Origin of the sequence: uncultured Kushneria sp., assembly GCF_947497025.1 — a bacterium.
Taxonomy (GTDB): Bacteria; Pseudomonadota; Gammaproteobacteria; order Pseudomonadales; family Halomonadaceae; genus Kushneria.
Genome location: NZ_CANMFC010000002.1, coordinates 363,090 through 387,951 on the forward strand (window position 1 = coordinate 363,090; position 24,862 = coordinate 387,951).

Annotated in this window: 21 protein-coding genes; 8 read left to right on the plus strand and 13 right to left on the minus strand. The window is 62.0% G+C overall.

Features of this window, described 5'->3' with window-relative positions; all coding sequences use genetic code 11:
* Window positions 1–55 precede the first annotated feature (55 nt).
* The 6 genes from Q0931_RS04985 to Q0931_RS05010 all read left to right on the plus strand — a co-directional run bounded on the left by Q0931_RS04985 (window position 56) and on the right by Q0931_RS05010 (window position 7,615).
* Window positions 56–916 (plus strand): IclR family transcriptional regulator, encoded by an 861-nt coding sequence (locus Q0931_RS04985; protein ID WP_299257866.1) that lies wholly within the window; start codon window positions 56–58, stop codon window positions 914–916.
* A complete protein-coding gene (locus tag Q0931_RS04990) occupies window positions 909–1,880 on the plus strand; it encodes a 2-dehydro-3-deoxygalactonokinase (protein WP_299257867.1) in 972 nt (323 codons plus the stop codon). Before Q0931_RS04985 ends, Q0931_RS04990 begins: the two co-directional genes overlap by 8 nt.
* A 32-nt stretch (window positions 1,881–1,912) precedes the next feature.
* Window positions 1,913–2,536, plus strand: a complete 624-nt coding sequence (locus Q0931_RS04995; protein ID WP_299257869.1) for a 2-dehydro-3-deoxy-6-phosphogalactonate aldolase — start codon at window positions 1,913–1,915, stop codon at window positions 2,534–2,536.
* 58 nt (window positions 2,537–2,594) lie between these two features.
* Window positions 2,595–3,743 carry a galactonate dehydratase gene (gene dgoD, locus Q0931_RS05000; RefSeq protein WP_299257871.1) on the plus strand — a complete coding sequence of 383 codons (1,149 nt, stop codon included), beginning with the start codon at window positions 2,595–2,597 and terminating at the stop codon, window positions 3,741–3,743.
* A gap of 253 nt (window positions 3,744–3,996) precedes the next feature.
* The gene (locus Q0931_RS05005) at window positions 3,997–5,163 is read left to right on the plus strand and encodes a nucleotide sugar dehydrogenase (protein ID WP_299257873.1); all 1,167 of its coding nucleotides are present in this window, start codon (window positions 3,997–3,999) and stop codon (window positions 5,161–5,163) included.
* A 238-nt stretch (window positions 5,164–5,401) separates the two neighbouring features.
* Window positions 5,402–7,615 (plus strand): TonB-dependent siderophore receptor, encoded by a 2,214-nt coding sequence (locus Q0931_RS05010; RefSeq protein ID WP_299257875.1) that lies wholly within the window; start codon window positions 5,402–5,404, stop codon window positions 7,613–7,615.
* A 74-nt stretch (window positions 7,616–7,689) separates the two neighbouring features.
* On the opposite strand, the gene Q0931_RS05015 is transcribed toward Q0931_RS05010, so the two are convergent.
* Window positions 7,690–8,583: a LysR family transcriptional regulator gene (locus Q0931_RS05015; protein ID WP_299257877.1), complete on the minus strand. Its 894-nt coding sequence runs from the start codon at window positions 8,581–8,583 to the stop codon at window positions 7,690–7,692.
* Between the two features lie 137 nt (window positions 8,584–8,720).
* Between Q0931_RS05015 and Q0931_RS05020 the strand changes: the two genes are divergently transcribed.
* Entirely contained in the window at window positions 8,721–9,311 is a 591-nt protein-coding gene (locus tag Q0931_RS05020) for an NAD(P)H-dependent oxidoreductase (RefSeq protein WP_299257879.1), read from the plus strand.
* Window positions 9,312–9,456: 145 nt separating this feature from the next.
* Window positions 9,457–11,688 carry a YccS family putative transporter gene (yccS, locus tag Q0931_RS05025; protein ID WP_299257881.1) on the plus strand — a complete coding sequence of 744 codons (2,232 nt, stop codon included), beginning with the start codon at window positions 9,457–9,459 and terminating at the stop codon, window positions 11,686–11,688.
* Here the strand turns inward: yccS and Q0931_RS05030 are convergent.
* From Q0931_RS05030 to Q0931_RS05085, 12 genes are all read right to left on the minus strand, one after another.
* The gene (locus tag Q0931_RS05030; RefSeq protein ID WP_299257883.1) at window positions 11,654–12,136 is read right to left on the minus strand and encodes an EAL domain-containing protein; all 483 of its coding nucleotides are present in this window, start codon (window positions 12,134–12,136) and stop codon (window positions 11,654–11,656) included. The genes yccS and Q0931_RS05030 overlap by 35 nt on opposite strands.
* A complete protein-coding gene (locus Q0931_RS05035; RefSeq protein WP_299257885.1) occupies window positions 12,103–13,257 on the minus strand; it encodes a M20 aminoacylase family protein in 1,155 nt (384 codons plus the stop codon). Before Q0931_RS05035 ends, Q0931_RS05030 begins: the two co-directional genes overlap by 34 nt.
* Before the next feature lie 309 nt (window positions 13,258–13,566).
* Window positions 13,567–14,841, minus strand: a complete 1,275-nt coding sequence (locus Q0931_RS05040; protein WP_299257887.1) for a flippase — start codon at window positions 14,839–14,841, stop codon at window positions 13,567–13,569.
* Window positions 14,842–15,007: 166 nt separating this feature from the next.
* On the minus strand, window positions 15,008–15,241 hold the full coding sequence (locus tag Q0931_RS05045) for a hypothetical protein (RefSeq protein ID WP_299257889.1): 234 nt from the start codon (window positions 15,239–15,241) through the stop codon (window positions 15,008–15,010).
* Between the two features lie 133 nt (window positions 15,242–15,374).
* Complete coding sequence (locus Q0931_RS05050) at window positions 15,375–17,021, minus strand: carboxylesterase family protein (RefSeq protein ID WP_299257891.1); 1,647 nt, start codon at window positions 17,019–17,021, stop codon at window positions 15,375–15,377.
* A 62-nt stretch (window positions 17,022–17,083) separates the two neighbouring features.
* On the minus strand, window positions 17,084–18,985 hold the full coding sequence (locus Q0931_RS05055; RefSeq protein WP_299257893.1) for a carboxylesterase family protein: 1,902 nt from the start codon (window positions 18,983–18,985) through the stop codon (window positions 17,084–17,086).
* Between the two features lie 30 nt (window positions 18,986–19,015).
* Window positions 19,016–20,344 (minus strand): TIGR00366 family protein, encoded by a 1,329-nt coding sequence (locus Q0931_RS05060; protein WP_299257895.1) that lies wholly within the window; start codon window positions 20,342–20,344, stop codon window positions 19,016–19,018.
* A 361-nt stretch (window positions 20,345–20,705) separates the two neighbouring features.
* Window positions 20,706–21,674 (minus strand): DUF2235 domain-containing protein, encoded by a 969-nt coding sequence (locus Q0931_RS05065; protein WP_299257897.1) that lies wholly within the window; start codon window positions 21,672–21,674, stop codon window positions 20,706–20,708.
* Window positions 21,675–21,761: 87 nt separating this feature from the next.
* Window positions 21,762–22,370 carry a cell wall hydrolase gene (locus Q0931_RS05070; RefSeq protein ID WP_299257899.1) on the minus strand — a complete coding sequence of 203 codons (609 nt, stop codon included), beginning with the start codon at window positions 22,368–22,370 and terminating at the stop codon, window positions 21,762–21,764.
* Between the two features lie 169 nt (window positions 22,371–22,539).
* Complete coding sequence (locus tag Q0931_RS05075; RefSeq protein ID WP_299257901.1) at window positions 22,540–23,355, minus strand: SDR family oxidoreductase; 816 nt, start codon at window positions 23,353–23,355, stop codon at window positions 22,540–22,542.
* A gap of 138 nt (window positions 23,356–23,493) precedes the next feature.
* Entirely contained in the window at window positions 23,494–24,402 is a 909-nt protein-coding gene (locus Q0931_RS05080; RefSeq protein WP_299257903.1) for an oxidoreductase, read from the minus strand.
* A gap of 37 nt (window positions 24,403–24,439) precedes the next feature.
* The gene (locus Q0931_RS05085) at window positions 24,440–24,772 is read right to left on the minus strand and encodes an antibiotic biosynthesis monooxygenase (protein WP_299258202.1); all 333 of its coding nucleotides are present in this window, start codon (window positions 24,770–24,772) and stop codon (window positions 24,440–24,442) included.
* Window positions 24,773–24,862 lie beyond the last annotated feature (90 nt).

Here is a 24,862-nt window from a genome sequence, read left to right on the forward strand (position 1 = left end):
GTGGGAGTCATGTCTGCATATTGGGATCGGGTCGTTTCAGGCGTAGACTGAGGCCATGACAACTTCTCTTTCTGCCTCCCTTCCCGAACGCCCTGTCGGCGCTCAGGCCCTGATGCGCGGTCTGGCGGTGCTGGATGCCGTGGCCGAAGGCCATCATGGTCTGGCCGCCATCGGCGAGCATATCGGCTGCACGCGCAGTACCACGCACCGGCTGGTGTCGGCGCTGGTCCATGCCGGCTATCTGCGCCACGGCGTGCAGGGCTATCAGCTCGGCTTGAAGCTGGCCTCGCTCGGTACTCGTGCTCGCGAGCAGATGCCGCTGGTGACGCTGGCCCGCCCGATCATCGAGACCCTGGCTCAAAACTGCGGTGACAGCGTGCATCTGGGTGTTCGCGACGGCGATGACGTGGTCTATCTCGACAAGATCCGGGGCTCGCGCGGTCTGGAAATGCGCTCACGCCCGGGGCTGCGGCTGCCGCTGGCCCTGACCGGGGTGGGGCGGGCACTGATGCTTGATCTCGACGAGGCTCAGTGGCAGCGCCTGCATGCGCTGGCATGTGATCGCCATCGCCACCAGGGTGAGGCACCCGTTGCGGGGCTTTCACCGCTGGCGCCCCCGGCCTGGCCCGAGTATCGAGCGCGGCTGCTCGATTATCAAAAGACGGGCGTGGTGCTGGATCTCGAGGACAATGAACGGGGCATTCGCTGCGTGGCGGCGCCGGTGCGTGACGAGCAGGGCATGATCGTGGCGGCCATCAGCATCGCCAGTGCCACGCCCTGGATGTCGGATGCGCGCCTGACCGAGCTGGGTCCAAAAGTGCATGACGCCGCTGCGCAGTTATCAAGCCGGATCGCCCGGCCTGACCTTTATCCTGACTCTGCCCTTTTTTCACCTGCGGGAGCCTTGCATGACTGACACCTCTGCGCGCCTGATCGCGCTCGACTGGGGCACTTCCTCACTGCGTGCCTGGCTGCTTGATGACCAGGGGCAGATCCTGGCGAGCCGCCATGAGCCCTGGGGGATTCTGCATACCCCGGAGGGTGACTTTGCCCGGGCCTATCAAGCCGTCGTCGGGGCGTGGCGCGACGCGCACCCGGACCTGCCGGCACTGGCCTGCGGCATGATCGGCAGCCGCGGCGGCTGGCAGGAAGTGCCCTATGTGGCCGCACCCGCCGATGGCAATGCCATCGCCGACGGGCTGGTCGAGATCGAGACCGGTATTGACCGGCTAGCGCTGGTGCCTGGCGTCATGCAGCACAGCAATCCCGAGACCGGTGCCCTGCCCAACGTCATGCGTGGCGAGGAGACCCAGTTGCTGGGCGTGATGGCGCGCTATCCGGCACTCGCTCAAAAGGCGCTTCTGATCATGCCCGGCACCCACAGCAAGTGGGCATGGATCGAGGCTGAACGGCTTACGGCGTTTACCACCCACATGACCGGCGAGCTGTATGCCGTGCTGCGCGAGCACTCGATTCTGGGGCGACCGGCGCTTGAAGGTGAGGAAGAGGCCGGCGAGGCGGCAAGCCTTGAGGCCTTCGATGAGGGGCTTGAAAATGCCCGGCAAAGCGGCAGCTCAGGGCTTTCGGGGCAGCTTTTCAGCGTGCGCAGCCGCGTGCTGGCGGGTGAGCTCTCGCCCGCGGCGAGCCTTGCCTATCTCTCGGGACTGTTGATCGGCGAGGAGGTGCGCAGTGCCATGGCCGCGCTGGGCGAGACGTCCTGTCCGGAGCTTGCGCTGATCGGTGATGACGTCCTGTGCCGTCGCTATGCCCGAGCGCTGTCACACTTTGAATGCCCTGATGTCGAGACCATTCATGACGCCAGCATCAGCGGACTGATGACCATCGCTCGCCATGCCGGTTTGATCACCGCCGCCGGCTGACCCTGACGCTTTAGCTCACCAAGGAGCAGACCATGTTGAACCAGTACCTGCAGACCCTGCCGTTGATCGCCATTTTGCGCGGTGTGACGCAACACGAAATCGAGCCCATCGGCCAGACCCTCTATGATGCCGGCTTTCGCATCATGGAGGTGCCGCTCAACTCGCCCGAGCCGCTGGAGAGTATCGTGCGGCTGGATCGATTGCTGGGCGACAGGTGCCTGATCGGTGCCGGGACGGTCACCCGCCTCCAGCAGGTGCGTGATGTGGCGCACGCCGGCGGCAAGCTGATCGTCTCGCCCCACGGCGATCCGCGCGTCATTCAGTCCACCAAGGCGGCCGGGCTGGTCAGTGCCCCGGGTGTGGCCACGCCGACCGAGGCCTTTGCCGCGCTCAACGCCGGCGCCGATGTGCTCAAGATGTTCCCGGCCGAGCAGCTGGGCGCGACGGTGATCAAGGCCTGGCGTGCCGTGCTGCCGCCCGAGGTGGCGCTGTTGCCGGTGGGCGGCATTACGCCCGACAACATGCAGGACTTTGTCGATGCCGGCGCCGGCGGTTTCGGGCTCGGCTCGGCGCTCTACAAGCCCGGCATGAGCGCGGAAGAGGTCGGTCGCAATGCCCGCGCCTTTGCTGAGGCCTGGCAGGCGCTCAAGCGCTGATCTGGCCCGAATGCCTTCCCTCTGATCCACTCAAGACCAGGAACTGCCGAGTACTGTCATGAAAATTACCCGACTGGAAACCTTCATCGTACCGCCGCGCTGGTGCTTTCTGAAAATCGAGACCGACGAGGGCTTTGTCGGCTGGGGCGAGCCGGTGGTGGAAGGCCGCGCCCACAGCGTGGCGGCGGCGGTGGACGAGCTCGCCGACTATCTGATCGGCAAGGACCCGCGCCACATCGAGGACCACTGGACGGTGATGTATCGCGGTGGCTTCTACCGCGGCGGCGCCATTCACATGAGCGCGCTGGCCGGTATCGATCAGGCGCTGTGGGACATCAAGGGCAAGGTACTGGGCGTGCCGGTCCATGAGCTGCTGGGCGGGGCGGTGCGCGACCGTATCCGCGTCTACTCCTGGATCGGGGGCGACCGACCGGGTGATACCGCACGCATGGCGAAGGAGCGCATGGACGGTGGCTTCACTGCGATCAAGATGAACGCCAGTGAAGAGATGCAGTTCGTGGATACCTTCGACAAGGTCGATGCGGTATTGGCCAATGTGGCAGCGATTCGTGATGCGGTGGGTCCGCACTTTGGCATCGGGGTGGATTTCCACGGCCGGGTGCACAAGCCGATGGCCAAGGTACTAATGAAAGAGCTGGAGCCCTATCGCCTGATGTTCGTCGAGGAGCCGGTGCTGAGTGAAAACGCCGAGGCGTTGAAGGAAATCGCGCCGCTGTCCAATATCCCGATCGCCCTCGGCGAGCGGCTGTTCTCGCGCTGGGACTTCAAGCAGATTCTCGCCGGCGGCTATGTCGATATCATTCAGCCCGACCCGTCCCACTCCGGTGGCATCACCGAGACCCGCAAGATCGCCAACATGGCCGAGGCCCATGATGTGGCGCTCGCCCTGCACTGCCCGCTGGGGCCGATCGCGCTGGCGGCCAACCTGCAGCTCGATGCCAACTGCTACAACGCCTTTATTCAGGAGCAGAGCCTGGGCATTCACTACAACCAGGGCAATGACCTGCTGGACTACGTCAAAAACCCGGAAGTGTTTGCCTATGAAGACGGCTACGTCAAAATCCCGCAGGGGCCGGGGCTGGGCGTTGAGGTCAACGAGGAATACGTGCGTGAACGCGCCGAGATCGGCCATCGCTGGCGCAATCCCATCTGGCGCCACGCCGATGGGAGCTTTGCCGAGTGGTAGCCAGCGTTGCACTGACAATGCGCTGAAAGCACGTCACAATGGGGCCGGCGCCTGCGTCGGCCTGTTGTTTTCCAGCGTGGTGTATTCAGCTGGCGCCTGAAAGTAGCGTTTGTGCCAAGTGCTTCCCGTGACGGGTCGCGTATGATGGTCGGTAACAGTCACGACCGCGGCCCCGGAGGGGCGCTGTCACCGAGGCGCTTTTATTGTCCGGTGACGGTCGGTAAAGCACATTTTTGACGAAAGGACGGTTCAAGTGAAAATTGCAGTTGCAGGCACAGGCTATGTGGGCCTTTCCAACGCCATGCTGCTGGCGCAGCATCATGAAGTGGTCGCGGTCGATATCGTGCCCGAGAAGGTCGAGCGTCTCAACGAAGGGATCTCGCCCATCGAGGACGTGGAAATCTCGGATTTTCTGGCCAACCGTGCGCTGAATTTCACTGCCACTCTGGACAAGGAAACGGCCTATCGCGATGCGGCGTATGTCATCATCGCCACGCCCACCGATTACGATCCCCAGACCAATTACTTCAACACCAAAAGCGTTGAATCGGTCATTGATGACGTCATGGCGATCAACCCTGATGCCGTGATGGTGATCAAATCCACCGTGCCGGTGGGCTATACCCGCGATGCGGTCGAGCGCTTCAACACGCAGAATCTGATGTTCTCGCCGGAGTTCCTGCGCGAGGGCAAGGCGCTGTACGACAACCTGCATCCGTCGCGCATCATCGTTGGCGAGCGCTCCGAGCGCGCCGAGACGTTTGCCAACATGCTGAAAGAGGGCGCGATCAAGCAGGATATCCCCACGCTTCTGGTCGACAGCACCGAAGCCGAGGCGATCAAGCTCTTCTCCAATACCTATCTCGCCATGCGCGTGGCGTATTTCAACGAGCTCGATACCTACGCCGAGACCCACGGACTCAACGCCCGTCAGATCATCGACGGTGTCGGCCTCGACCCGCGCATCGGCAATCACTACAACAACCCGAGCTTTGGCTACGGCGGCTACTGTCTGCCCAAGGATACCCGTCAGCTTTTGGCCAATTATCAGAATGTGCCCAACAATCTGATTCAGGCCATCGTCGAAGCCAATCGCACCCGCAAGGACTTCGTGGCCGAGGCGATTCTGCGCCGCCAGCCGAAGGTGGTGGGTGTCTATCGTCTGGTGATGAAAAGCGGCTCCGACAACTTCCGCGCCAGCGCCATGCAGGGTGTGATGAAGCGCATCAAGGCCAAGGGCGTTGAAGTCATCGTCTATGAGCCGAACCTGGCAGAAGAGGAGTTCTTCAGCTCCCGTGTCATCAAGGACTTCGAAGCGTTCAAGCGTGAGGCCGATGTCATCATCGCCAACCGCATGCTGCCCGAGCTCAAGGACGTGCAGGACAAGGTTTATACCCGCGACCTGTTCAATATTGACTAAGCGTCCCTGCAGCCATCGCGCCCCACTAAAACCATCCTTCGGGATGGTTTTTTTGTGTCTGCTTAAGTCAACGCCTGTTGCACTTCACATGCGAATCGTTTTCAAATGCACAAAATTCACACTGGCAGCCAGTGATGCAGGCCAATCAGGTCAAAGGATCGCCTGTGGCGCGCCTCTGCCGACACAGGACCGTGACGCGACCGGCGTCGGGCACGAATAATTCAAAGGGTTCAGGGCAATGACAAGGGAACAGGGTTACGGGCGCCGACTGGTGCAGCGCGTCGCGGGTGTTGTCGTGGGAAGTGTGGTGGCCACCGGCAGTGCATACGCTGCAGAGCAGGATGGCAGTCTCGATACCATCACGGTGACCAGTACGGCGATCGAGACCGCCGGTGACCTGCCCCCGCCGGCCTATGCCGGCGGGCAGGTTGCCACCGGCGGTCGTCTGGGCATTTTGGGTGAGCAGGACGCCATGAATGTGCCGTTCAGTGTCATCAGCTACACCGATGAGCTGATCGAGAACCAGCAGGCCGATACTGTCGGTGACGTGCTGCAAAACGATGCCTCGGTCACGGTCGGCACGGGCTTTGGCAACTATGCCGAGTCCTTCAAGATTCGCGGATTCGACCTTTATGGCGATGACATCTCCTTTGGCGGTCTTTATGGCGTGCTGCCGCGTCAGATTATTGCCAGTGACATCGCCAGTCGCGTGGAGCTTTTCAAGGGCGCCAGCGCCTTTGCCAATGGCGTACCGGCCGGCGGCACCGGTGTGGGCGGGGCGGTCAATATCGAGCCCAAACGCGCCACCGATACCCCCATCAACCGGCTCTCGACCGGCTATACCAGCGATGGTCATATTGAATCGGGTATCGATGTCGGACGCCGCTTTGGCGAGGCCAATGAGTTTGGTGCCCGACTGACACTCAAGCGCGGTCGAGGCGATACCGCGGTTGATGATGCCGAGCGTGAAAACACCCTGGCGCTGCTGGGGCTGGACTATGACGGCGGTGACGATCGGCTCTCGTTTGATCTGGGTCATCAGAAAACCGTGATCGACGGGGATCGACTCAATCTGAATCTGGGCGGCTATACCGGCAACTCGTTACCCAGCGTGCCAGACAGTGACGCCAACTATGTGCCGGGCTGGAATCGTTCAAGTCTTGAAACCACCTTCGCCATGGTGCGCGGCGAGCATGATTTCAATGACGACTGGACCGGCTATGTGGTGCTGGGCGGCAATCGAACCCATGAACGCAGCCTGGCCGGCACCGTGACGCTGAGCGATGAAGACGGCAATGGCACGGTAGGGCAGCTGGACACGGCCTATCAGTCGGAGTCGCTGGCCAGCCAGATCGGACTGCGCGGCGAGCTCGACACCGGACCGGTCTCGCATCAGCTCAATCTGGGCTATTCCAGCGTCTACTCGCGCAAGGATGTGGCCTACAGCTTTCCGGATACTCAGGCCAACCCCAATTTGGCGACCAATATCCATGACCCGGCCGATATCCCGATCAGGGGCGATCTGACCTTCAGCGGCGATTTGAGTCATCCCAACACCACCGGTCGAATTTATAACAATGGCGTTTCGCTCTCCGATACGCTGGGCTTTATCGACGACCGGCTGCTGCTGACGCTGGGGGCGCGCTATCAGGAGATTGAGGTCAACAATTACGGCGCCGCAACCGGGGCAAGCGAGCCCGGCTTTACCGAGTCGCGTGTGACGCCGGTCTACGGTCTCCTCTACAAGGCGACTGATAATATCTCGCTGTACGCCAACCATATCGAGGCGCTTCAGGCCGGCGAATCAGCACCCTTTACCAATGGTGCTGAAAACGTCACCAACGCTGGTCAGGTGCTGGGGATCGTGCGCTCCAAACAGGATGAGGTGGGTGCCAAGTTCGATTACGGTAATATTGGTGGGGCAATTGCCCTGTTTCAGATCGAGCAGCCTCAGGTCGCCATCGATAGCAACAATACTGCGGGTTATGACGGCGAGCAGCGCAATCGCGGTATCGAAACCAGTCTTTATGGTGAGCCAATGACCGGCGTACGCCTGCTGGCCAGCGCCACCTGGATGGACCCCGAGCTGCGTGATACCACCGATGGTGCCAACGACGGCAACGATGCACCGGGTGTTGCCAGCTACCGCTATGTACTGGGTGGTGAGTGGGACCTGCCGCACGTACAGAAGCTGACCGCCACCGGGCGCGTGATTCGTACCGGCTCGCAGTACGTGGACGATGCCAACAACCTGGAGGTCGATCCCTGGACGCGGCTGGATCTGGGCCTTCGCTATACCATGCCGTTCAATGACGGCAATCTGATCTGGCGCGCCAATGTTGAAAATGTCACCGACGAAGAATATTGGGCGTCAGCGGCGACGACAGGGTCACAGACCCTTTTGCAGGGTGAGCCACGCACCTTCAAGCTCTCGGCGACGCTGGATTTTTAACCCTCTTCGCACAAGCATTCCACGCTCTCCGCCGGCCCCATGGGGCCGGCGTTTTCATGTTCTGACGCCAATGGCTACAGGCGTCCGTCGAGCCGTTCGCCCAGAAAATCGAGAAAAACGCGGATGCGCCGTGAGAGCTGCGTATTGCGGTAATAGACCGCCTGAATGCTCTGGTGTCGATCCAGCCGTTTTGCGGCGAGGACTTCCACGAGACGGCCGTCCTCGAGGTCCTGACGGGTCATGAAATCCGCCAGACACACAATGCCCTGACCCTCGAGGGCCAGGGTGCGCAGGGTATCGCCACTGGAGGCTGACAGCACCGGCGTGATGTCCAGCTCCTCGCCGTGGGCATCATGCAGCGGCCAGCGATTGAGCTGCGGCAGCTGGCTGAAACCCATCATGGTGTGGTGCGACAGGTCATTCACCGTGGCAGGGCAGCCGTGTCGGGTCAGATAGTCCGGGCTGGCCACCAGGCGCAGGCGGCTGACGCCGAGGGCGCGGGCATGCAGCGAAGAGTCCTTGAGCGTTCCGATGCGGATGGCCAGATCGGTGCGATGCTCGAGCAGGTCGATGATGCGGTCGTTGGTATCGAGTTCCAGCGTGATGTCGGGCCAGGCCTTTCGAAACTCACCGATCAGTGGGGTGATGACATGGCGCATGAAGGAGGGCGCCGCGTTGATGCGAAGCCGTCCGGCCGGGCGCTGGCGGCTGAGCGCCATGGCCTCTTCGGCTTCATCGACGCAGGCGACGATGGTGCGGGCATGGTCCAGGAAGGTACGTCCCTCATCACTGAGCTCATGACGTCGGGTCGTACGGCGCAACAGCGTGGTGCCCAGCTTGTGCTCCAGTCGGTGCAGGGCGCGGCTGACGCCGGAGGTGGTCTGGCCCAGCTGCTCGGCTCCGGCAGTGATCGAGCCCGTATCGACAACCGCAATAAAGGCGGCCAGCTCTTCAAGTGTCACGTTCATGGGGGATCGGCTCGGCAGGCAGGGATGGATTATTGACTATAGCGCAAGAATGATTCCCCATTCTTCCCATTTTTCGCGCGGATGAACAGGACGATAATACCGTCATCGCACTGGATTTCATCCGAACGGAGCATGTCATGAGCAGGATTTTATTGATTAACGCAGGCAAACAGTACGCTCACTCTGATGGACGACTGAACACGACGCTGCATGAGCTGGCTGTGGGAGAGCTTTCAGAGCTGGGGCATGAGGTGAAGACCACCCCCATTGAGGCCGGCTATGACCTGCAACAGGAGGTCGAGAAGTTCCTGTGGGCCGAGGTCATCATCTATCAGATGCCGGGCTGGTGGATGGGCGCGCCCTGGACGCTCAAACGTTATATCGATGAAGTGTTCACCACCGGGCATGGGTCAATGTATGCCAGCGACGGACGCTCCAGGCATGATGCCAGCAAGCGCTATGGCAGCGGCGGGCTTTTGCAGGGGCGGCGCTACATGCTGTCGCTGACCTGGAACGCCCCGCAGGCGGCCTTTGATGACCCTGATGATTTCTTTGAAGGCCGCGGTGTGGACGCCGTCTATTTTCCCTTTCACAAGTCACAGCAGTTTGTCGGGCTTGAGGCGCTGCCGACCTTTCTGGCCACCGATGTGATCAAAAACCCCGAGATCGAGCGCTACCAGGCCGACTATCGAGCGCACCTGCGCCAGGTTTTTGGCCACGATGCATAACGCTGTCTTCCTTTCCTGCTGATCGTTATCCCAGGCGCCCCTGACCCGGGCGCCGATGTCGTCTCGATTGCCTTTCTGTTATGTTCGCGCTGTTACGGGGTGCCCGGTACGCCCCGCTGTCCTGTCACCCGTGGATGCCAGCGCCATGTTCGATCGCCTGACCCATTCACTGCGCCGTCTCTGGGCGCTGGATGCCTTTGCCTACAGCCTGCGCGTGTTTATCGCGCTGACCGGGGTCATGCTCTGGAGCTGGCTGTTGGGTCACATCGAACAGATGATTCCGCTGTTTCTGGGCGTGATTGCCAGCGCCCTGGCCGAGACCGATGACAGTTGGCAGGGCCGACTGCGGGCGCTGATCGTGACGCTGGTCTGTTTCGCCATTGCCTCGTTTGCCGTAGAGCTGACCTTTGTTCACCCGTGGCTGTTTGGCATCGGACTGGGCCTTGCCACCTTTTTGATGATCATGCTCGGCGCCATCGGCCAGCGCTACGCCACCATCACGACGGCGACGCTGATCTTGTCGGTCTACACCATGATCAATATCGAACAGCGCGGCGGCGCAACGCCGGACAACCTCTGGCACGGGCCGCTTTTACTGGTTGCCGGCGCCGCCTGGTATGGGGCGCTGTCGATTGTCTGGCAGGCACTGTTTACCCATCAGCCGGTGCGCCAGAGCCTGGCAGCGCTCATGACGGAACTGGGGGAGTATCTCGCCATCAAGGCCTCGCTGTTCGAACCGCTGCGCGAGGTGGATCGCAGCGCTCGCCGGCTGGCGCTGGCGCGTCAGAACGGCCGCGTGGTCAGCGCGCTCAACGAGGCCAAGGAGATGATCTTTTCGCGGCTTCAGGGCCAGCACAACAGTGCGCGCATTGACCGCTACCTGCGTCTGTATCTGATCGCTCAGGACATCCACGAGCGCGCCAGCTCCACCCACTACGATTACGACGCGCTGGCCGAGCACTTCTTTCACAGTGATGTGCTGTTTCGCTGTCAGCGGCTGTTGTACCAGCAGGGGCAGTCCTGCCGGGCGCTGGGCAGGGCGCTGTTGTTGCGTCAGTCGTTTGATCACGGCGAAAGCGAGCAGGCGCTGGGGGATCTGCGGGCCTCGATCGAGTACCTCAAGCGCCATACGCCCGGCGAAAACGTCCGCCAGAATCACCGGCTGCTGCGCTCGCTGACCTCGCTGGCCATCAATCTGGGCGAGCTGGAGCGCCAGCTGACCCGCGTCGACAACCCGGAAATGACGCTTGATGAACCCGACCGTAAACTGTTGGATCGTTCGCCGAGCAGCCTGCACGACGGCTGGCAGCGCCTGCGCGGGCACTTTCGGACCTCTTCACCGATCTTTCGTCACGCCCTGCGCCTCTCCACGGCGCTGGTGGCGGGTTATCTGCTGCTGCGCCTGATTCACCCCACCCAGGGCTACTGGATTCTGCTGACGACGCTGTTTGTCTGCCGGCCGAGCTTCGGCGCGACCCACCGCTTTTTGCGCCAGCGCATCATCGGTACCGTGCTGGGGCTGGTGGCCGGCTGGGCGCTGATCACGCTTTTCCCCTGGGACGCCGCCCAGGCCCTGATTGCGGTGCTGGCCGGGGTACTGTTTTTTGCCGCCCGCATTCGTCATTACATGATCGCCACTGCCGCCATCACGCTGATGGTACTGGCCTGCTTCAACCAGGTCGGCGACGGGTTTGATCTGATCTGGCCGCGGCTGTTCGACACGCTGCTCGGGGCGGGGCTTGCGGCGCTGGCGGTGCTGTTGATCCTGCCGGACTGGCAGGGGCGGCGGCTCAATCGGGAGGCGGCGTCGGTGGTTACGGCCAGCGAGGCCTACTTTGGTGAAATCGTGCGTCAGTATCGCAGCGGCAAGCGCGATGATCTGGCCTACCGGCTGGCTCGGCGCAATGCCCACAACGCCGATGCCGCGCTGTCGACGCGCCTGGCCAGCGTCATGCAGGAGCCGGGGCAGTACCGCCATGATGCCGATGAGGGGTATCGGCTGCTGGTGATCACCCACAGTATTCTTGGACATCTGTCGGCGCTGGGGGCGCACCGGCGCAGCGTCAGTGAACGACTGGATGTGCAGGAGCTGGAAGTGGTGTTCGAGGCCATCAGTGGCTATCTCTCGACCATTGCGCAGGCGCTGGCCCATCGTCAGGCGCCTGGAGCGCTGTCACCGCCGCCCGAGTCGATGGTGGCCTTTCTCGAGCAGCTGCCGGAGGAGGCCGAGGATGCCCGCCGGCTGGTGCACTCTCAGCTGGCCATGATCTGTCATCAGATGACGCCGCTGGCCGAGGTGGCCGGTCGGCTGCTGGATCAGCAGGGGCAGCGCCGCCATCTGATCAGTTCCTGGCGCGTCGCGACCCGGGCTCGATAGCGTTCGTTGACCCGGAAACAATGTCGGCGGCTGGTCCGGGGCGGCCGAGCAGAAAGCCCTGAAGGTGCGAGCAGCCTTCCTGCTGAAGCAGGGCCATCTGCTCGGGGCGTTCAACGCCTTCGGCGGTGACTTCTATCTCGAGGCTTTTGCCCATGCCGGTGACGGCGCGCACGATGGCCAGTGCCTCGCGACTGTCGCACATCTCGCGGATAAAGCTCTGACCGATCTTGATTCGGTCAAAGGGAAAAGAGCGCAGATAGTGCAGCGACGAGTAGCCGGTACCGAAGTCATCCAGCACGATGCGCACGCCCAGCTGCTTGAGCAGGTGCAGGATCTCGACATTGTAAAGGGCAAGATCGGCGCAGCGCATCAGCTGCTCGAAGCTGTCGATATCGTTCGAGGCACGCACACAGATCAGTTCAGCAGCCGTCTGACCAGTGCCTGCCACCAGACCACTCCCACCGGGGCCAGGGCGTCGTTGAAGTCATAGCCGGGATTATGCAGAGCGGCGCTGTCGCCGTTGCCCATCCAGATATAGGCGCCCGGACACTTCTCCAGCATGAAGGCAAAGTCCTCCGAGGCCATGCAGGGCGGCAGGTCGTAATGGACCCTTTGAATCTCCGTCATGCCTTCCAGCACCTCGGCGCAGCGGGCGGCGTGTTCGGCATCGTTGATGGTGGCCGGGTAACGGGACTGATAATCGAGCTCGACCGTCAGGCCGTGGAAATCGGCACAGGCCTGGATCGCTTCACGAAAGCGCTTTTCAAGATGCTCGCGAAGGGCCGGATCAAAGCAGCGCAGGGTGCCGCGCAGCTCTACCGTGGCCGGCATGACGTTGAAGGCATCGCCGCCGTGAAACTGGGTCACGCTCAGCACCGCCGGCTGATGCGCCGGGCGCTCCCGGCTGATCAACCCCTGCAGCTGCGTCACCAGCTCGCAGCCCGCCAGGATGACGTCATCGCCCATGTGCGGCATGGCCGCATGACAGCCCCGGCCGGACAGGCGTAGGGTGAAGACATCAAAGGCCGCCATGGAAGGACCACTGTGGACGGCGGCTTCGCCGACCGGCATGCCCGGCCAGTTGTGCAGGCCATAGACGGCGTCCATGGGGAAAAGATCAAAAAGCCCCTCCTCGATCATGACCCGGGCGCCACCCTCGTTTTCCTCGGCCGGCTGAAAGATGAGGTGCACGCGGCCTTCAAAGTCGGGATTGCGCGCCAGCGCCCAGGCCGCGCCCAGCAGCATGGTGGTATGACCGTCATGGCCGCAGGCGTGCATGCGACCGGGCGTGGTAGAGGCCCAGTCCAGACCGGTGGCCTCCTCGATGGCCAGCGCGTCGATATCGGCGCGCAGGCCGATGGTGCGGCCCGGACCGCGAGCGCCCTCGATCGTGCCGACCACGCCGGTACCGGCCAGCCCGGTGTGGACCTCGATACCGGCCTCGCGCAGCAGCTCGGCGACGCGCGCGCTGGTGCGCTGCTCTTCAAAGGCAATTTCGGGATGGCGATGGAAATCGTGGCGCCACTGGCGCAGTTGCTCGGCGCTGGGGTAGGACTCAAGAGCGGTCATGGGGGTTCCTGATCATAAGTGTTGTTGTCGAGGGGGGTATCCCGGGACAAAAACCTTATGCCGATCGCACCCGGGTGTCGATGCGCTCGGCCGCGTCATCAGGGAGAAGTGGTGATGAAAGCACGCATATCATCAATAAGGCCCTCGGACAGCGTGCTGTCCGGGGGTCTTATTGTGCCGGCGAGAAGAAGATCGTCGATCATGCCATACGGCCTTTAGCTCAATCCCTCCGAGAGGGTTTTCATCAGGTTAGAGCTGTCGGGCTCAGATATTGATGACCCAATGTTGAAAGTGTGCCATGGCACTTATTCAGGTCGTTGCTTTTCTGGGCAAAAAAGCCGTTATCTGAAGTCTTAGCACTCTTCCTTTTTGGTAAAAGGCGTTAAGCACCAGCGCGGAAAGAATTTCAGCCGTTAGCGTCGCCAGTGCTGCGCCGATCATTCCATACCGAGGGATCAACATATAGTTGAGGATCACATTGAGCAAACTGACAAAAAGCATTTTCTTCAATAGAAACCCGTAGCCGCCCATGACCGTAATAACACGATAGGCTGCCGTGCCATAGGCCGAGAATACTGAAGAAATGGCAGTAATGGCCAATATGCTGCCCGCCGGGGTATAACTGTCACCATAAACCAGGGCAATGATTGGGTCTCGAAAGATACCCATGACCAGGGCCGGTAACAGCGCCATAAAGAACACAACAATAAACATGTTTTTGATTCGGCGTTCAAAAAACGGAATGTTATTGTTTCTGGCGGCTTCATTGATGCCGACCATCCATGATGTCATCAAGGCAACAGGGAACATTAGCCATCCCTGAGCCAGGGTCAGTGCTGCGCTGTACCAGCCGACATGAGTTTCATCAAGCATCGCGCCCAGCATGACCTGGTCCGTACGTGTGTAGAGCGCGATGGACAGACTGGAAATGGCAAGTGGTAAACCTGCATGCAATAAATGACGTGCATGACGACGGCTGCGCTGTCGTACTGTCTGAGCCTTGAGTTTTATTTCCTTGTTAAAGAAATAGCGTTTAATGACCCATGATAGGAACCATTGAATAATATTGGCAGCGGCAAAAAAGGCAACGGTAGCCCCGGCATGTATAAAGATTAATTTCAAGACGACGGCAGCAGCCAAGGAGCCGTTTTGCGCAATGGTGTTAAATTTAGAACTTAAGGTCGCATTGAAAAAGACGCTATAAATTTCTGTCGTTATAAAATAACTGCCCCATATAATGATGGTGAAGACCAGCATTTTATGAAGAGTGTCAAAATAAAAAAAAGCGCCCGTCGTTATAATGACGTTAATAACCAGAAAATTTACAAAACGTACCCGCTTTGAAGCGCCTATCAAAAGCAGCCCGCTTTCCTGATTGTAGGCCAGTCTGTTAAAAATGACGCTTTCACTGCCAAGCTTCACCAACGGCGTGATCAGGGCCACGATCGCCAGCGCCAGACTGATCAGGCCGAACTCGCTGGGGCCCAGATAGCGAGCGACATAGACCGTGATGAAAATACCGGCCAGCGCCAACATGACCTTTTCGCCAAGAATCCAGGCGGTATTGATGAGTGCCTTGTTCATGAAGCTGCTTTTTCAGGGGGATAACGCCGAAGGATGGCCGATCGGCAAGGGAGGCCGATCATGCCACCAGAAACGGTTACCGTGTGTGCAGAGTTGTGCGATGTCTCGGGTTGTATCATGGCGCAACATCAGGTCATGACAGAAAAATCGGCCTGGGTCACCAGGTTTAAAGGCTTTCCAGCAGACGGGCGAGCGGCGTCTCCTGCAAGAGAAGACGCAGCGTGTCGGGCGTTTCCTGCCAGGCCAGACGCAAAGACTCCTCGCGTCTGATCAGACTCGTGTAGTTCTGTTCCAGCTGCTGGCAGGGAGACAGCGCGCTCATGAGGGCGTCATGCGCGGCTTCATCCTGGAGTAAAGCGTCCTGTTCGTTGGCCTGTGCGTAGAAGCGATCCAGTTTCATGATGGCGGGAATCCAGAAGATGTTCCCCGCCTTTATCGGCGACTCGGTGACCTTCTTGATTCATTTGTTACTTAAAGTTACCAAAGTCGTAGCCCCTCGCCCCTAACGTCCATGAAGGCAAAACGCGAGGCCGTCAATGATCGAGAATCGGCGTCAGGTGGCGCTCGATCAGATCCAGCCGTGCCTGCCACGGGTCCTGGCGGGCCACCGGCCCCTGATTTTGCGTGAAGTCCATCATCAGATTCGACAGCGGTGTATGCAGCGGCCAGGTGGGCGCGCCACCGCCGTTGGGATTGCCGCCCCGGGCGAAGTTGACCACGTAGCGATGGAACTGCCAGGCCATGGCCCGGTCGCTGTCATCAAGATGGTTGTAGCGCGATTCGAGCGTGCGAAAGAGATAGGGCAGCTCGCTGGCATGCACCGCCCCCGGCCAGGCATCGCGCGCCTCAAGGCCGACGTGCGAGAAGCGGTAGCGCCATACCGGCTCGCCACTGGCCGCCATCTGATCGGCAATAAAGCGCGCCGGTTCGGTCATCATGCGATCCATCCCGATGGCGCGCCCCACGCGCTGCACATCATCGCTGCCCTGGGCGTCATACAACGCGCGGGCGCGGTCGGCATCCTCACCAAAGGGGGTGAGCAGTGCGTCCATGCTGTCAGCGCCGCTAAAGCCCAGATCGGCATCGGTGGTGCCGATCAGCATCGGCACGTGCTGTTGAAGTCCGGCCTGATAGATCCCTTCGGGCTCGCCGGACACCAGTTCACCATCGCGGATCGGGCCGCCGACCCAGGTGCGCGGTCCCTGGTGTGACGCCATGAGGCTGCTCATGTTGAGCCCGTCGACAATCCGTTCGGGCGGCAGCCTTCGGAGCGCCGCGAGCGCGTCTTCCCCCCGGCCGTCGATGCCGTGCTGGCGGGCGAAATGCTCGCCGATCGTTTTGGCCGAAGGCTGATCGCCCTGATCGCCCTGATCGCCGGAAAGCGCGGGCATGGGTCCCATCAGCGCCCGGCCACCGCCGGACATCACCACGGCGCGCTGGAACAGCCCGCGGGCGGCGGGTGAACCGGTCAAATCCAGCACCGAGGCACCGCCGGCGGATTCCCCCATGATCGTGACGTTGCCGGCATCGCCACCGAAGGCGCCGATGTTGCGCTGGACCCACTCAAGTGCGGCCAGCTGATCCATGATGGCGTAGTTGCCCGGCGCCTTCCCTTGCTGTTCGCGGCTCAGGGCGGGGTGAGCAAAAAAGCCGAAACGGCCCAGCCGATAGTTGAGACTGACCAGGATCACGCCGTCGCGAGCGAAGGCGCTGCCATCGTAAATGGGCGTTGAGGTGCCGCCGTTGACGTAGCCCCCGCCGTGAATCCACACCAGGACCGGATGATTGGTCGGGGCGCGATCGGCCTTCGGATCGGGAATGGCATCCGACGGCGCCCAGACATTGAGATAAAGACAGTCCTCCGATGGCGTCACGCCCAGCGGGGCGGCGTCGCCCGGGTCGGGTCGCTGCATGCAGTCCGGGCCGAAGCCGGTGGCCTTGTGCACGCCCTGCCAGGGCGACACCGGTTGCGGTGGCCGCCAGCGATTCTCTCCCGTTGGCGGCGTTGCATAGGGGATGCCCTTGAAGGCCGTCACATCAAGCGCACTGCTGCCCTGCAGCGCGCCGGCATCAATGTCCACCCGGGTCACGGCCGGGTCGGATGGGGAGGCCTGGGCAAGGGCCCACAGGGGCGTGGCCAGCAGGCCCAGAGTCAGCAGTCCTTTCAACCAGCGTTGCATGCGACGTCCCGTTTGCGTTGGTTCAAACGCTCAGGATAGACCACGCCGGAAGGTCGGGCCTGTTACCCGTGATCGTCCGGGTCGGTGCTGGTGCCGGGGGCGGCCACCCAGCGGCCCTCGATCATGTCCAGCCGCTCCCACCAGGGATCGCGCATCACCTGCGGCCCGTCCTCCTGAGTGAAATCCACCAGCTTTTCCTGCTGCGGGTCGTGCCGTGGCCACTGTGGCAGGCCCTCGCCGTTGGGGTCGCCGGTCAGCGCGAAGTTGACCACGTAGCGATGAAAGGCGGTGGCCGTGGTGCGATCACTGTCATCAATGGCGTCGCCGTAGAGCTCATCAAGACGGTCAAAGAGATAGGGAATATCGGTGGCATGTGGCGCGCCTGCCCAGTCGGCACGGCGCGGGGCGGCGACGTGCGAGAAGCGATAGCGCCACACCGGCTGGCCGGCGGCGTACATTTCATCGGCAATAAAGCGCGCCGGTTCCGTCATGGTGCGATCGCGCCCGATCTCCTTGGTCAGCGTTTTCAGGTTGACGTTGCCACTGGGGTCATAGAGTTCGCGCATGCGATCGGCATTATCGCCAAAGGCGTCAAACAGCTCGGTTTTGGAGGCGGCATCGGCGCGCCCCAGATCCATGCTGGTCGAGCCGATCAACAGCGGTATCCTTCGCTGTTGCTGCTGTCTGAAGCGGTTCTGGGTCTCATCGACCAGAAGCCGGCCATCGCGCACCGGCCCGCCGGCATAGGTCTCGCGCTCGCGGTTGGGGGTATACATCATGCTCATGTTGAGATCCCCCGTCACCGCCTCGGCCGGCAGCGCGCGCAGCGCCTCACGCGAGGCTTCATCGTTGCCCTCGATGCCGTGGCGGTGGGCAAAGCGCGTGCCGAAGGTGTCGGCCGATGGATTGTCAGGGGTATCTTCGTGCAGCTCATGGCGCACGGCGCGCAGCCCGCGGCCGCCCCCGGACATCACCACGGCGCGCTGAAAGAGCCCTTCGGTGGCAGGGCTTGCCATCAGGTTGAGAATCGAGTTGCCGCCGGCGGATTCGCCCACCAGGGTGACCTGGTTCGGGTCGCCACCGAAGCGGTCAATGTTGCGTTTGACCCATTCAAGCGCGGCAATCTGATCCATGACGGCGTAATTGCCCGCCGGGGCATCATTGCCGTCTTCGCCGTCCAGCGCTGGATGAGAGAAAAAGCCAAAGCGCCCCAGCCGATAGTTCAGGCTGACATAGATCACGCCATCACGGGCAAAACTCTGGCCGTCATAGGCCCTTGATGACGCGCCGCCGTTGACGTAGGCCCCGCCATAGAACCAGACCACCACCGGAAGGCCCGTGTCATCCGCCTCGGCGGTTTCTTCATCAGGGGCGTCATCCCGGGCGCTGTCCGGCGCGTCCCCCCGAGCGCCATCGGGTTGCCAGACATTGAGATAGAGACAGTCTTCATCGGGGCGCTCATCATCGGGTGAGGCGCTGCTGGACAGTGGCTTTTGCATGCAGTCGCGGCCAAATCGTGTGGCCTCGCGGACGCCTTGCCAGGGCTGGACGGGCTGCGGTGGGCGCCAGCGGTTCTCTCCCACCGGAGGTGCGGCAAAGGGAATGCCGCGATAGACCGAAAAGCCCGGCGCCTGCTCACCGCGCAGCAGGCCCTTCTCCAGCCGCACAATCGGCGCGCTGTCCGCGGCGGCCTTGAGAATACCCGCCACCTCAAGCGCCATCGCCTCATCCACTGCGACAGGGGCGCGGTCATCTCCCGGTGCGTTAACCACCGCAAGGGCGGCGGTCTCATTGACCGACTCGGCCACCGGGGCAGGGGCCGTGGGCTCTTCGGCCACAGTGATCCCTGTCAACAGGCTCAATACGGCCCATGTCATCAGGATGACACCCTGTCTGCCTGTCGCCGCTGCCCGCATGTCCTCTCCCTGTCCGTCGATCCCCTGAGTGAGACTAAAGATGGACACGGTCGTTCACTCGGGCAAGGCGCCCCGGGATCAGATCAGGAACATGGCGATGCCCAGCACGACCCCGGTCACCAGCATGACCACCGAGGTATAGCCCATGATGTCGCGAATCTGCAGGCCGGCAATGGCCAGCAGTGGCAGTGTCCAGAAGGGCTGAACCATGTTGGTCCAGGCATCGCCCCAGGCCACGGCCATGGCCACATTGGCCATGTCGGCATCGAGCTGGCGGGCGGCATCAATCACGATCGGTCCCTGCATGACCCACTGGCCGCCGCCGGCCGGGATAAAGAAGTTGATCAGACCGGCGCTAATGAACGAATAAAAGGGCAGTGTTTCGCTGGAGGCGATCGAGACCAGCCCACTGCCGATATCGGTGGCCATGCCGGTGCCGCCGATCACGCCCATCATGGCGGCGTAGAAGGGAAACTGCATGATAATCCCGTAGGCCGTACGCGACCCGCCGGTACAAAAGGCGATGTATTCGCGGGTATGACGGGAAAACACCAGCCCCAGAGCAAAAAAGCCCAGAATGACCGTGTTGATGTTGACCCCGCCGCCGGTCACGAAGTGATCCAGCAGCCAGAGCAGCGCAATCACGCCCAGCGTCAGCGGGATCAGTCGCGAGTACTCAAGGCGCTGGGCCGGCGTCATGTCCGCGCGCTCAGGGTCCTGATGAGCGGTCATGTCATCGCTTTGCTCGCTGTCCGGCAGACTGGTGCGGGGCTCGTTGCCGCGCGGGCGCATTGACACCAGTACGGCCGGCACCACCAGCACCATGGCCGCCAGAATGGCCAGATTGCCGATCGAAAAGACCGTCTGAGACACCGGAATGATGCCCATCTCGGCTTCCAGAAAGTGGCCCGGATTGGCGATCACGGTCGGGATCGAGCCGCCGTAGCCGCCGTGCCAGACGATAAACCCCGAATAGGCCGCTGCCACCACCAGCGGATAGTGCACCCGGCCGCGGTGAACAATCCCCATCTCGCGGGCGATCAGGCCCCCGGCCACCAGCCCGAACCCCCAGGAAATCCAGCTGCAGAGCATGGCCACCAGCGTCGTGGCGATGATGACCTGCACCTCGGTGCGCGGCAGACGGGTAAAGGCGATCAGCGCCCGCCGTACCGGCCGGGTATGGGCCAGCGCGTAGCCACTCACCAGCACCAGAATGATCTGACAGGTGAATTCATAAATACTGAAAAACCCGTTGCCCCAGTAGTCCAGCACCTGGCGGGGAGCGTGGCCGTCGCCCCACACGATGCCCAGCCCCAGCACCAGAAGCGTGAGAAAAAACAGAAAAACAAAGGCATCCGGCAGATAACGTTCGGCGATGTGAGTAAACAGACGGCCAATGACACGCATGAAGGGTCAGGCTCCCGGGGTTGTCATGGATTGTTGTTATGGATGGTTGTGATGCGTACAGCGACAGGCACCGTCGAGTATCGACGTGGCTCGGGTCGCCTCGAACGCTAGACGTCCGGGGGGATCACTGCCCTGGCAGAAGTGCTCATGGGCGGTGTGATGCGCAAAACTTCAGCCTGAGGCGGGTTTGATGAATCCTTTGCCACGCTCTGGCATGGGGCGGTCGGCAGATGGGAGCCGAAAGGGTGTTCACCGTCAGGGCCGGTGGTTTAAGGCTTTAGCGAGATCATGAAGGAGAGGGTTCATTCATGCGTAATGGCGGATGGGTGCAGAAGGCCTCAAGCGGCAGGGAAGAGCGCTTTCAGCCCCGGGGCTTTTCCCGGGCTGCCGGTCGATAGCCTTCAACCTGCTCGATACGGGCCTGCACGCTGTCATCGATCAGGGCATCCGGCGGGTAGTGGCGATGTCGGATACCCAACAGCTGCCACGCCCCCGCGGCCTTTTGATGCAGCACGCCCGAGGGGTCCCCCTGGATACGGGACAGATCGTTCTGTTCCAGCAGCAGCCCGTGTTCGGTGGCGCGCTCCAGCATCCAGCGCAGGGTAATGTCGGCGAGTCCGCGCTCGGGGTACATGCCACCCACATCGCCGTGGCTGCCGGCGAACCAGCGCTGCTCGATGTGCTGCTCGTCACCGGCGCTGCTTTCATCCCAGGGCGTCGGCGAGAAAGGCCGGCGCTTTTCGTCCAGAGCCAGGGCATGGAAGGCGTAGCGCACGCCCGGACTCAGACGGCGGTTATGGAACTTGCGCATCGAGATCAGACAGCCCAGCGCCCCGACGGTATCCCACACGCCGACCAGCCAGGGCTTGCAGGATCGGGCAAAGGTGTCGCGAAAGGTCTTGAGGCTTGTGGCGTCATCACCCCGCAGATAGCGTCGGGTGATCTCCTGCACCATGTTGTCGTGATGCGGATAAAGAATGCCGCAGCGGTCGATCATCGAGGCCAGCGAGCGCGCCGTGAAGGCGCCACGGCTGAAGCCGAACAGAAAGACCCGGTCGCCGGGCTCGTATTCGTTCATCAAAAAGCGGTAGGCATCTTCCATGTTCTGCTGGATGCCGTAGCCGAAGGCCGCCCCCAGGGCGCGCCCCAGTGCTTGTCCCACATTGATGCCGAAAAAGGGCGCGGCAAAGGTGCCGACGCCCGGGCTGTAGAAGGCCTTTTGTTGATCGCCGTGACGTTTGATCAAGCGAAACAGGTGAACCACGTTGGTATTGACGCGACTGAACTGCTGATTGGTGCCATCGCAGCACACCACAAGATTCCTGCCCATCGATGCCGCTCCGCCCTGATATCGAAGATATGTCGGGCCCCTTAGCGTAGCGGCTGGCAGTGTCTGTGCCAGTCACATCGGACGAGCTCAACCCGGCGGGCGATAGAACCGGAACTGACCGGTTTCTGCCGTCTGCACAAAACTCGATGCCCAGTTCGGGGTGATGCCGCGGTGATGGAAAAAGAGCGCCCCGTGCGTGCGATCGCGCAGGCTGCCGTTGAGCGCGCGTCGGGCAATTTCGCGGGCGGCGGCGTACTCCTTCAGCTCATTGGCTTCATCCGGACGACCGTCGCACCACCAGGAAAACTGACAGCTGCCGGTTTCCGAGCCTTCCTGCACCACGCCGCACAGGGTCGTGGGAAAGCCGTTGCTGCCGAGACGATTCATGATCACATTGGCCACGGCCTCCATCTCCCGAGCGTTGGTGCCCTTGGCTTCCCAGTAGATGGAGCGGGCCAGACAGGTCACCGCGTCATCCAGCGGTGCCTGACCGCGCGGGTCGATTGCGCGCGTGCCGTCACGGGTCAGGCGAACGTCGGGAGGCGGGGGTTGAACGCCGCCCTCGCTGGAGGCGCGCTGCTCGAGCAGCTGCGCCTTCTGCTGCGCCATGGCGCGCTGGGTGGTCTCGGAGGCCTGAACGGAGGAAACGCCCAGACAGGCGACAAGACTGACAATAACCATCAGGGAGTAACGCATGGCCGCTCTCGTGGCGAAGGAAGCCCTATCCTACGCATCCTCACCGGCACCGGAAAACCGTCTTTAAGGCCAGGGCGCGGGCGGCACAGATTAAAAAAGCGCCCGGGCGGGCGCTTAAAGGGGAAAGAATGAATCGACAAGGATCAACGGATCGGCAGGGATAAAAGACTCAGTCGGTTTTCCAGCCCTTTTCAAACAGCATCTTGCCGGGCCATGTGTAGGCCATCACGCCGCCGTCGGCGAGAATGGTCTCGCCGGTGACAAACGAGCTGTCGTCGCTGGCCAGAAACAGCGCCACCTTCGCCATCTCCTCGGGCCTGCCGAGTCGACCCATCGGCGTGACCCACTTCTGGGCCTCGCGGAACTGTCGACCGCTGTCGTCTTCCGGGCTGCCGGCCAGATTGCTGACCAGCGGCGTCTCGATGGTGCCGGGGGCGAGTGCGTTGACACGAATGCCACTGCGGCCGTAGTCGATCGCCATCGTCTTGGTCATGTTGGCGACACCGCCCTTGGCCGCGTTATAGCCCGAGCGATCCAGATCGCCGGCAGACGCCGACATCGAGGTGGTGTTGATGATCGAGCCGCCGTTGTCCAGCATCAGCGGGATCAGATACTTGCTGACCAGAAAGGTGCCGCGCAGGTCGGTGGCGATGATGCGGTCAAAAAGCTCGGTGGGATATTCGTGCAGCTTGCCGCCTTCCTGATCGATACCGGCGTTGTTGAACAGGATATCCAGTCGGCCATGATCGGCCCTGACCTTTTTGGCGAAGCGTTTGACGTCCTCTTCACTGGACACATCCAGGGTATGGCCCTCGGCCCGGTCGCCGGCTTCCACAATGGCGCGGACGGTGCGCGCCACGTCATCTTCGCTGATATCGGCGCAGATGACGGTGGCACCTTCCTCGGCAAAGGCTTTCGCCGTGGCGGCACCGATGCCGGTCGCGGCGCCGGTAACCACGGCAATGCGTTGATCGATTCTGCCCATGATCGACTCCCTCTGATTGGCAGGTGGCATCATGTCCATGACGCCCTGGAGGGCCTCAATAAAGCAGTTGCCCGGCCCCTGTGCCAGCTCAACGGCCGGGGCGTCGTGTCGCAGGGGCGCGCCGGGTCGACGGTGAGGCTATTCAGTGCGCCACTCGGCGCCGGTCAGCTCACAGGAGACCTGCCAGAGCCGCTCGCCTTCAGCCTGATCACGTGCCGCCTTTGAGAGTCGGGCGCGTTTGGGGGCCCCGCGTGTTTCCCCCGGGCCATCGGGACCAAAGTAATCGCCCGGGCGAATGTCGCTGGCGGTCGCGGCGTGGATCGTGGGCCGGGCACCCTCGGTGGCATTCTGGCTCAGAAGCGGCATGGCCAGACGAAAGAGCGTGCCCACCAGCGGCCGGCTTTTGACGCCGTGGTTGAACAGCGCCGTGCGCGACAGTCCCGGGTGCGCGGCCAGGCTGTCCAGTCCCCACAGCTCACTGTTGCTATGGCGCTGCAGGGTCTGGCTGAACATCAGCATGGCCAGCTTTGACTGGCGATAGGCGCGCCAGGGGTCGTAATCCCGTTCGCCCTGCAGATCATCGAAGTCGATGCGCCCGCCCCGGTGAGCAAGGCTTGATAGCTGCACTACCCGCGGGGCGGCGGCGTGCATCAGCTGTGGCAGCAAAAGGCTCGTCAGCAGAAAGTGGCTCAGGTAATTGACGCCGAACTGACGTTCGAAGCCCTCCTCGGTGAGCTCGCGCCGGGGCAGCGCCATGACACCGGCGTTGTTGATCAAAAGATCCAGCGACGGCTCGCGTGCCTGCACGCGGGCGGCAAATTCCCGCACTGACGTCAGCCGGTTGAGATCAAGCCGCTCAAGGCGCACGTCGGCCTTGGGAGCCTCGGCCCGCAGCGCTTCTACCGCGGCCTGCCCCTTTTCTTCATCACGCGCCGCCACGATGACCCGGTAGTGCTGATGCATCAGGGCACGGGCGGTTTCAAACCCCAGCCCCGTATTGGCACCGGTCACCACGGCCAGCAGCCGTCTATCGGCGTGATCATTCATGACAATGCTCCGCAGTGGACAGGCAGGCCATCACGCCTCAGGCGTGATTTTTCTCGCTGATGGTTTGGATGACCTCGAACCCTTCAAATTTCGGCGGTCCCAGATAGAGCCCTTCGCGGCGGCTCTGACCGGCATTGGCATGCGCAGCGCGAAAGGCCTCGGAGTGGGTCCAGGCGTCGAAATCCTCGCGCGAGCGCCAGATCGTGTGGGAGGCGTAGAGCACGTGATCCTCCTCGGCCGGACCGCGCAGCATATGAAACTCGACAAAGCCGGGCAGGCCCTGCAGGTGGGTTTCACGCTCCAGCCAGAGCTGCTCGAACTCCTCCACTCGTTCGGGATTGACCCGAAAACGGTTCATGGCAATAAACACCGGATACTCTCCTGTCATCTTCAATCGGGCGCACCGTGCGCCGGGTCATGTCATGACGATGGCACCTTGCCGGCGTTCGGGCAAGATGCC

Excerpts from the sequence above, each read along its gene's own strand:
- Q0931_RS05060 (WP_299257895.1), bottom strand. The coding sequence starts at position 20,344 with ATGCGTGTCATTGGCCGTCTGTTTACTCACATCGCCGAACGTTATCTG.
- Q0931_RS05080 (WP_299257903.1), bottom strand. The coding sequence starts at position 24,402 with ATGAATGATCACGCCGATAGACGGCTGCTGGCCGTGGTGACCGGTGCC.
- Q0931_RS04990 (WP_299257867.1), top strand. The coding sequence starts at position 909 with ATGACTGACACCTCTGCGCGCCTGATCGCGCTCGACTGGGGCACTTCC.
- Q0931_RS05020 (WP_299257879.1), top strand. The coding sequence starts at position 8,721 with ATGAGCAGGATTTTATTGATTAACGCAGGCAAACAGTACGCTCACTCT.
- dgoD (WP_299257871.1), top strand. The coding sequence starts at position 2,595 with ATGAAAATTACCCGACTGGAAACCTTCATCGTACCGCCGCGCTGGTGC.
- Q0931_RS05050 (WP_299257891.1), bottom strand. The coding sequence starts at position 17,021 with ATGCAACGCTGGTTGAAAGGACTGCTGACTCTGGGCCTGCTGGCCACG.
- Q0931_RS05065 (WP_299257897.1), bottom strand. The coding sequence starts at position 21,674 with ATGGGCAGGAATCTTGTGGTGTGCTGCGATGGCACCAATCAGCAGTTC.
- Q0931_RS05015 (WP_299257877.1), bottom strand. The coding sequence starts at position 8,583 with ATGAACGTGACACTTGAAGAGCTGGCCGCCTTTATTGCGGTTGTCGAT.
- Q0931_RS05040 (WP_299257887.1), bottom strand. The coding sequence starts at position 14,841 with ATGAACAAGGCACTCATCAATACCGCCTGGATTCTTGGCGAAAAGGTC.
- Q0931_RS05070 (WP_299257899.1), bottom strand. The coding sequence starts at position 22,370 with ATGCGTTACTCCCTGATGGTTATTGTCAGTCTTGTCGCCTGTCTGGGC.
- Q0931_RS05075 (WP_299257901.1), bottom strand. The coding sequence starts at position 23,355 with ATGGGCAGAATCGATCAACGCATTGCCGTGGTTACCGGCGCCGCGACC.
- Q0931_RS05035 (WP_299257885.1), bottom strand. The coding sequence starts at position 13,257 with ATGACCGCTCTTGAGTCCTACCCCAGCGCCGAGCAACTGCGCCAGTGG.
- yccS (WP_299257881.1), top strand. The coding sequence starts at position 9,457 with ATGTTCGATCGCCTGACCCATTCACTGCGCCGTCTCTGGGCGCTGGAT.
- Q0931_RS05010 (WP_299257875.1), top strand. The coding sequence starts at position 5,402 with ATGACAAGGGAACAGGGTTACGGGCGCCGACTGGTGCAGCGCGTCGCG.
- Q0931_RS04995 (WP_299257869.1), top strand. The coding sequence starts at position 1,913 with ATGTTGAACCAGTACCTGCAGACCCTGCCGTTGATCGCCATTTTGCGC.
- Q0931_RS04985 (WP_299257866.1), top strand. The coding sequence starts at position 56 with ATGACAACTTCTCTTTCTGCCTCCCTTCCCGAACGCCCTGTCGGCGCT.
- Q0931_RS05045 (WP_299257889.1), bottom strand. The coding sequence starts at position 15,241 with ATGAAACTGGATCGCTTCTACGCACAGGCCAACGAACAGGACGCTTTA.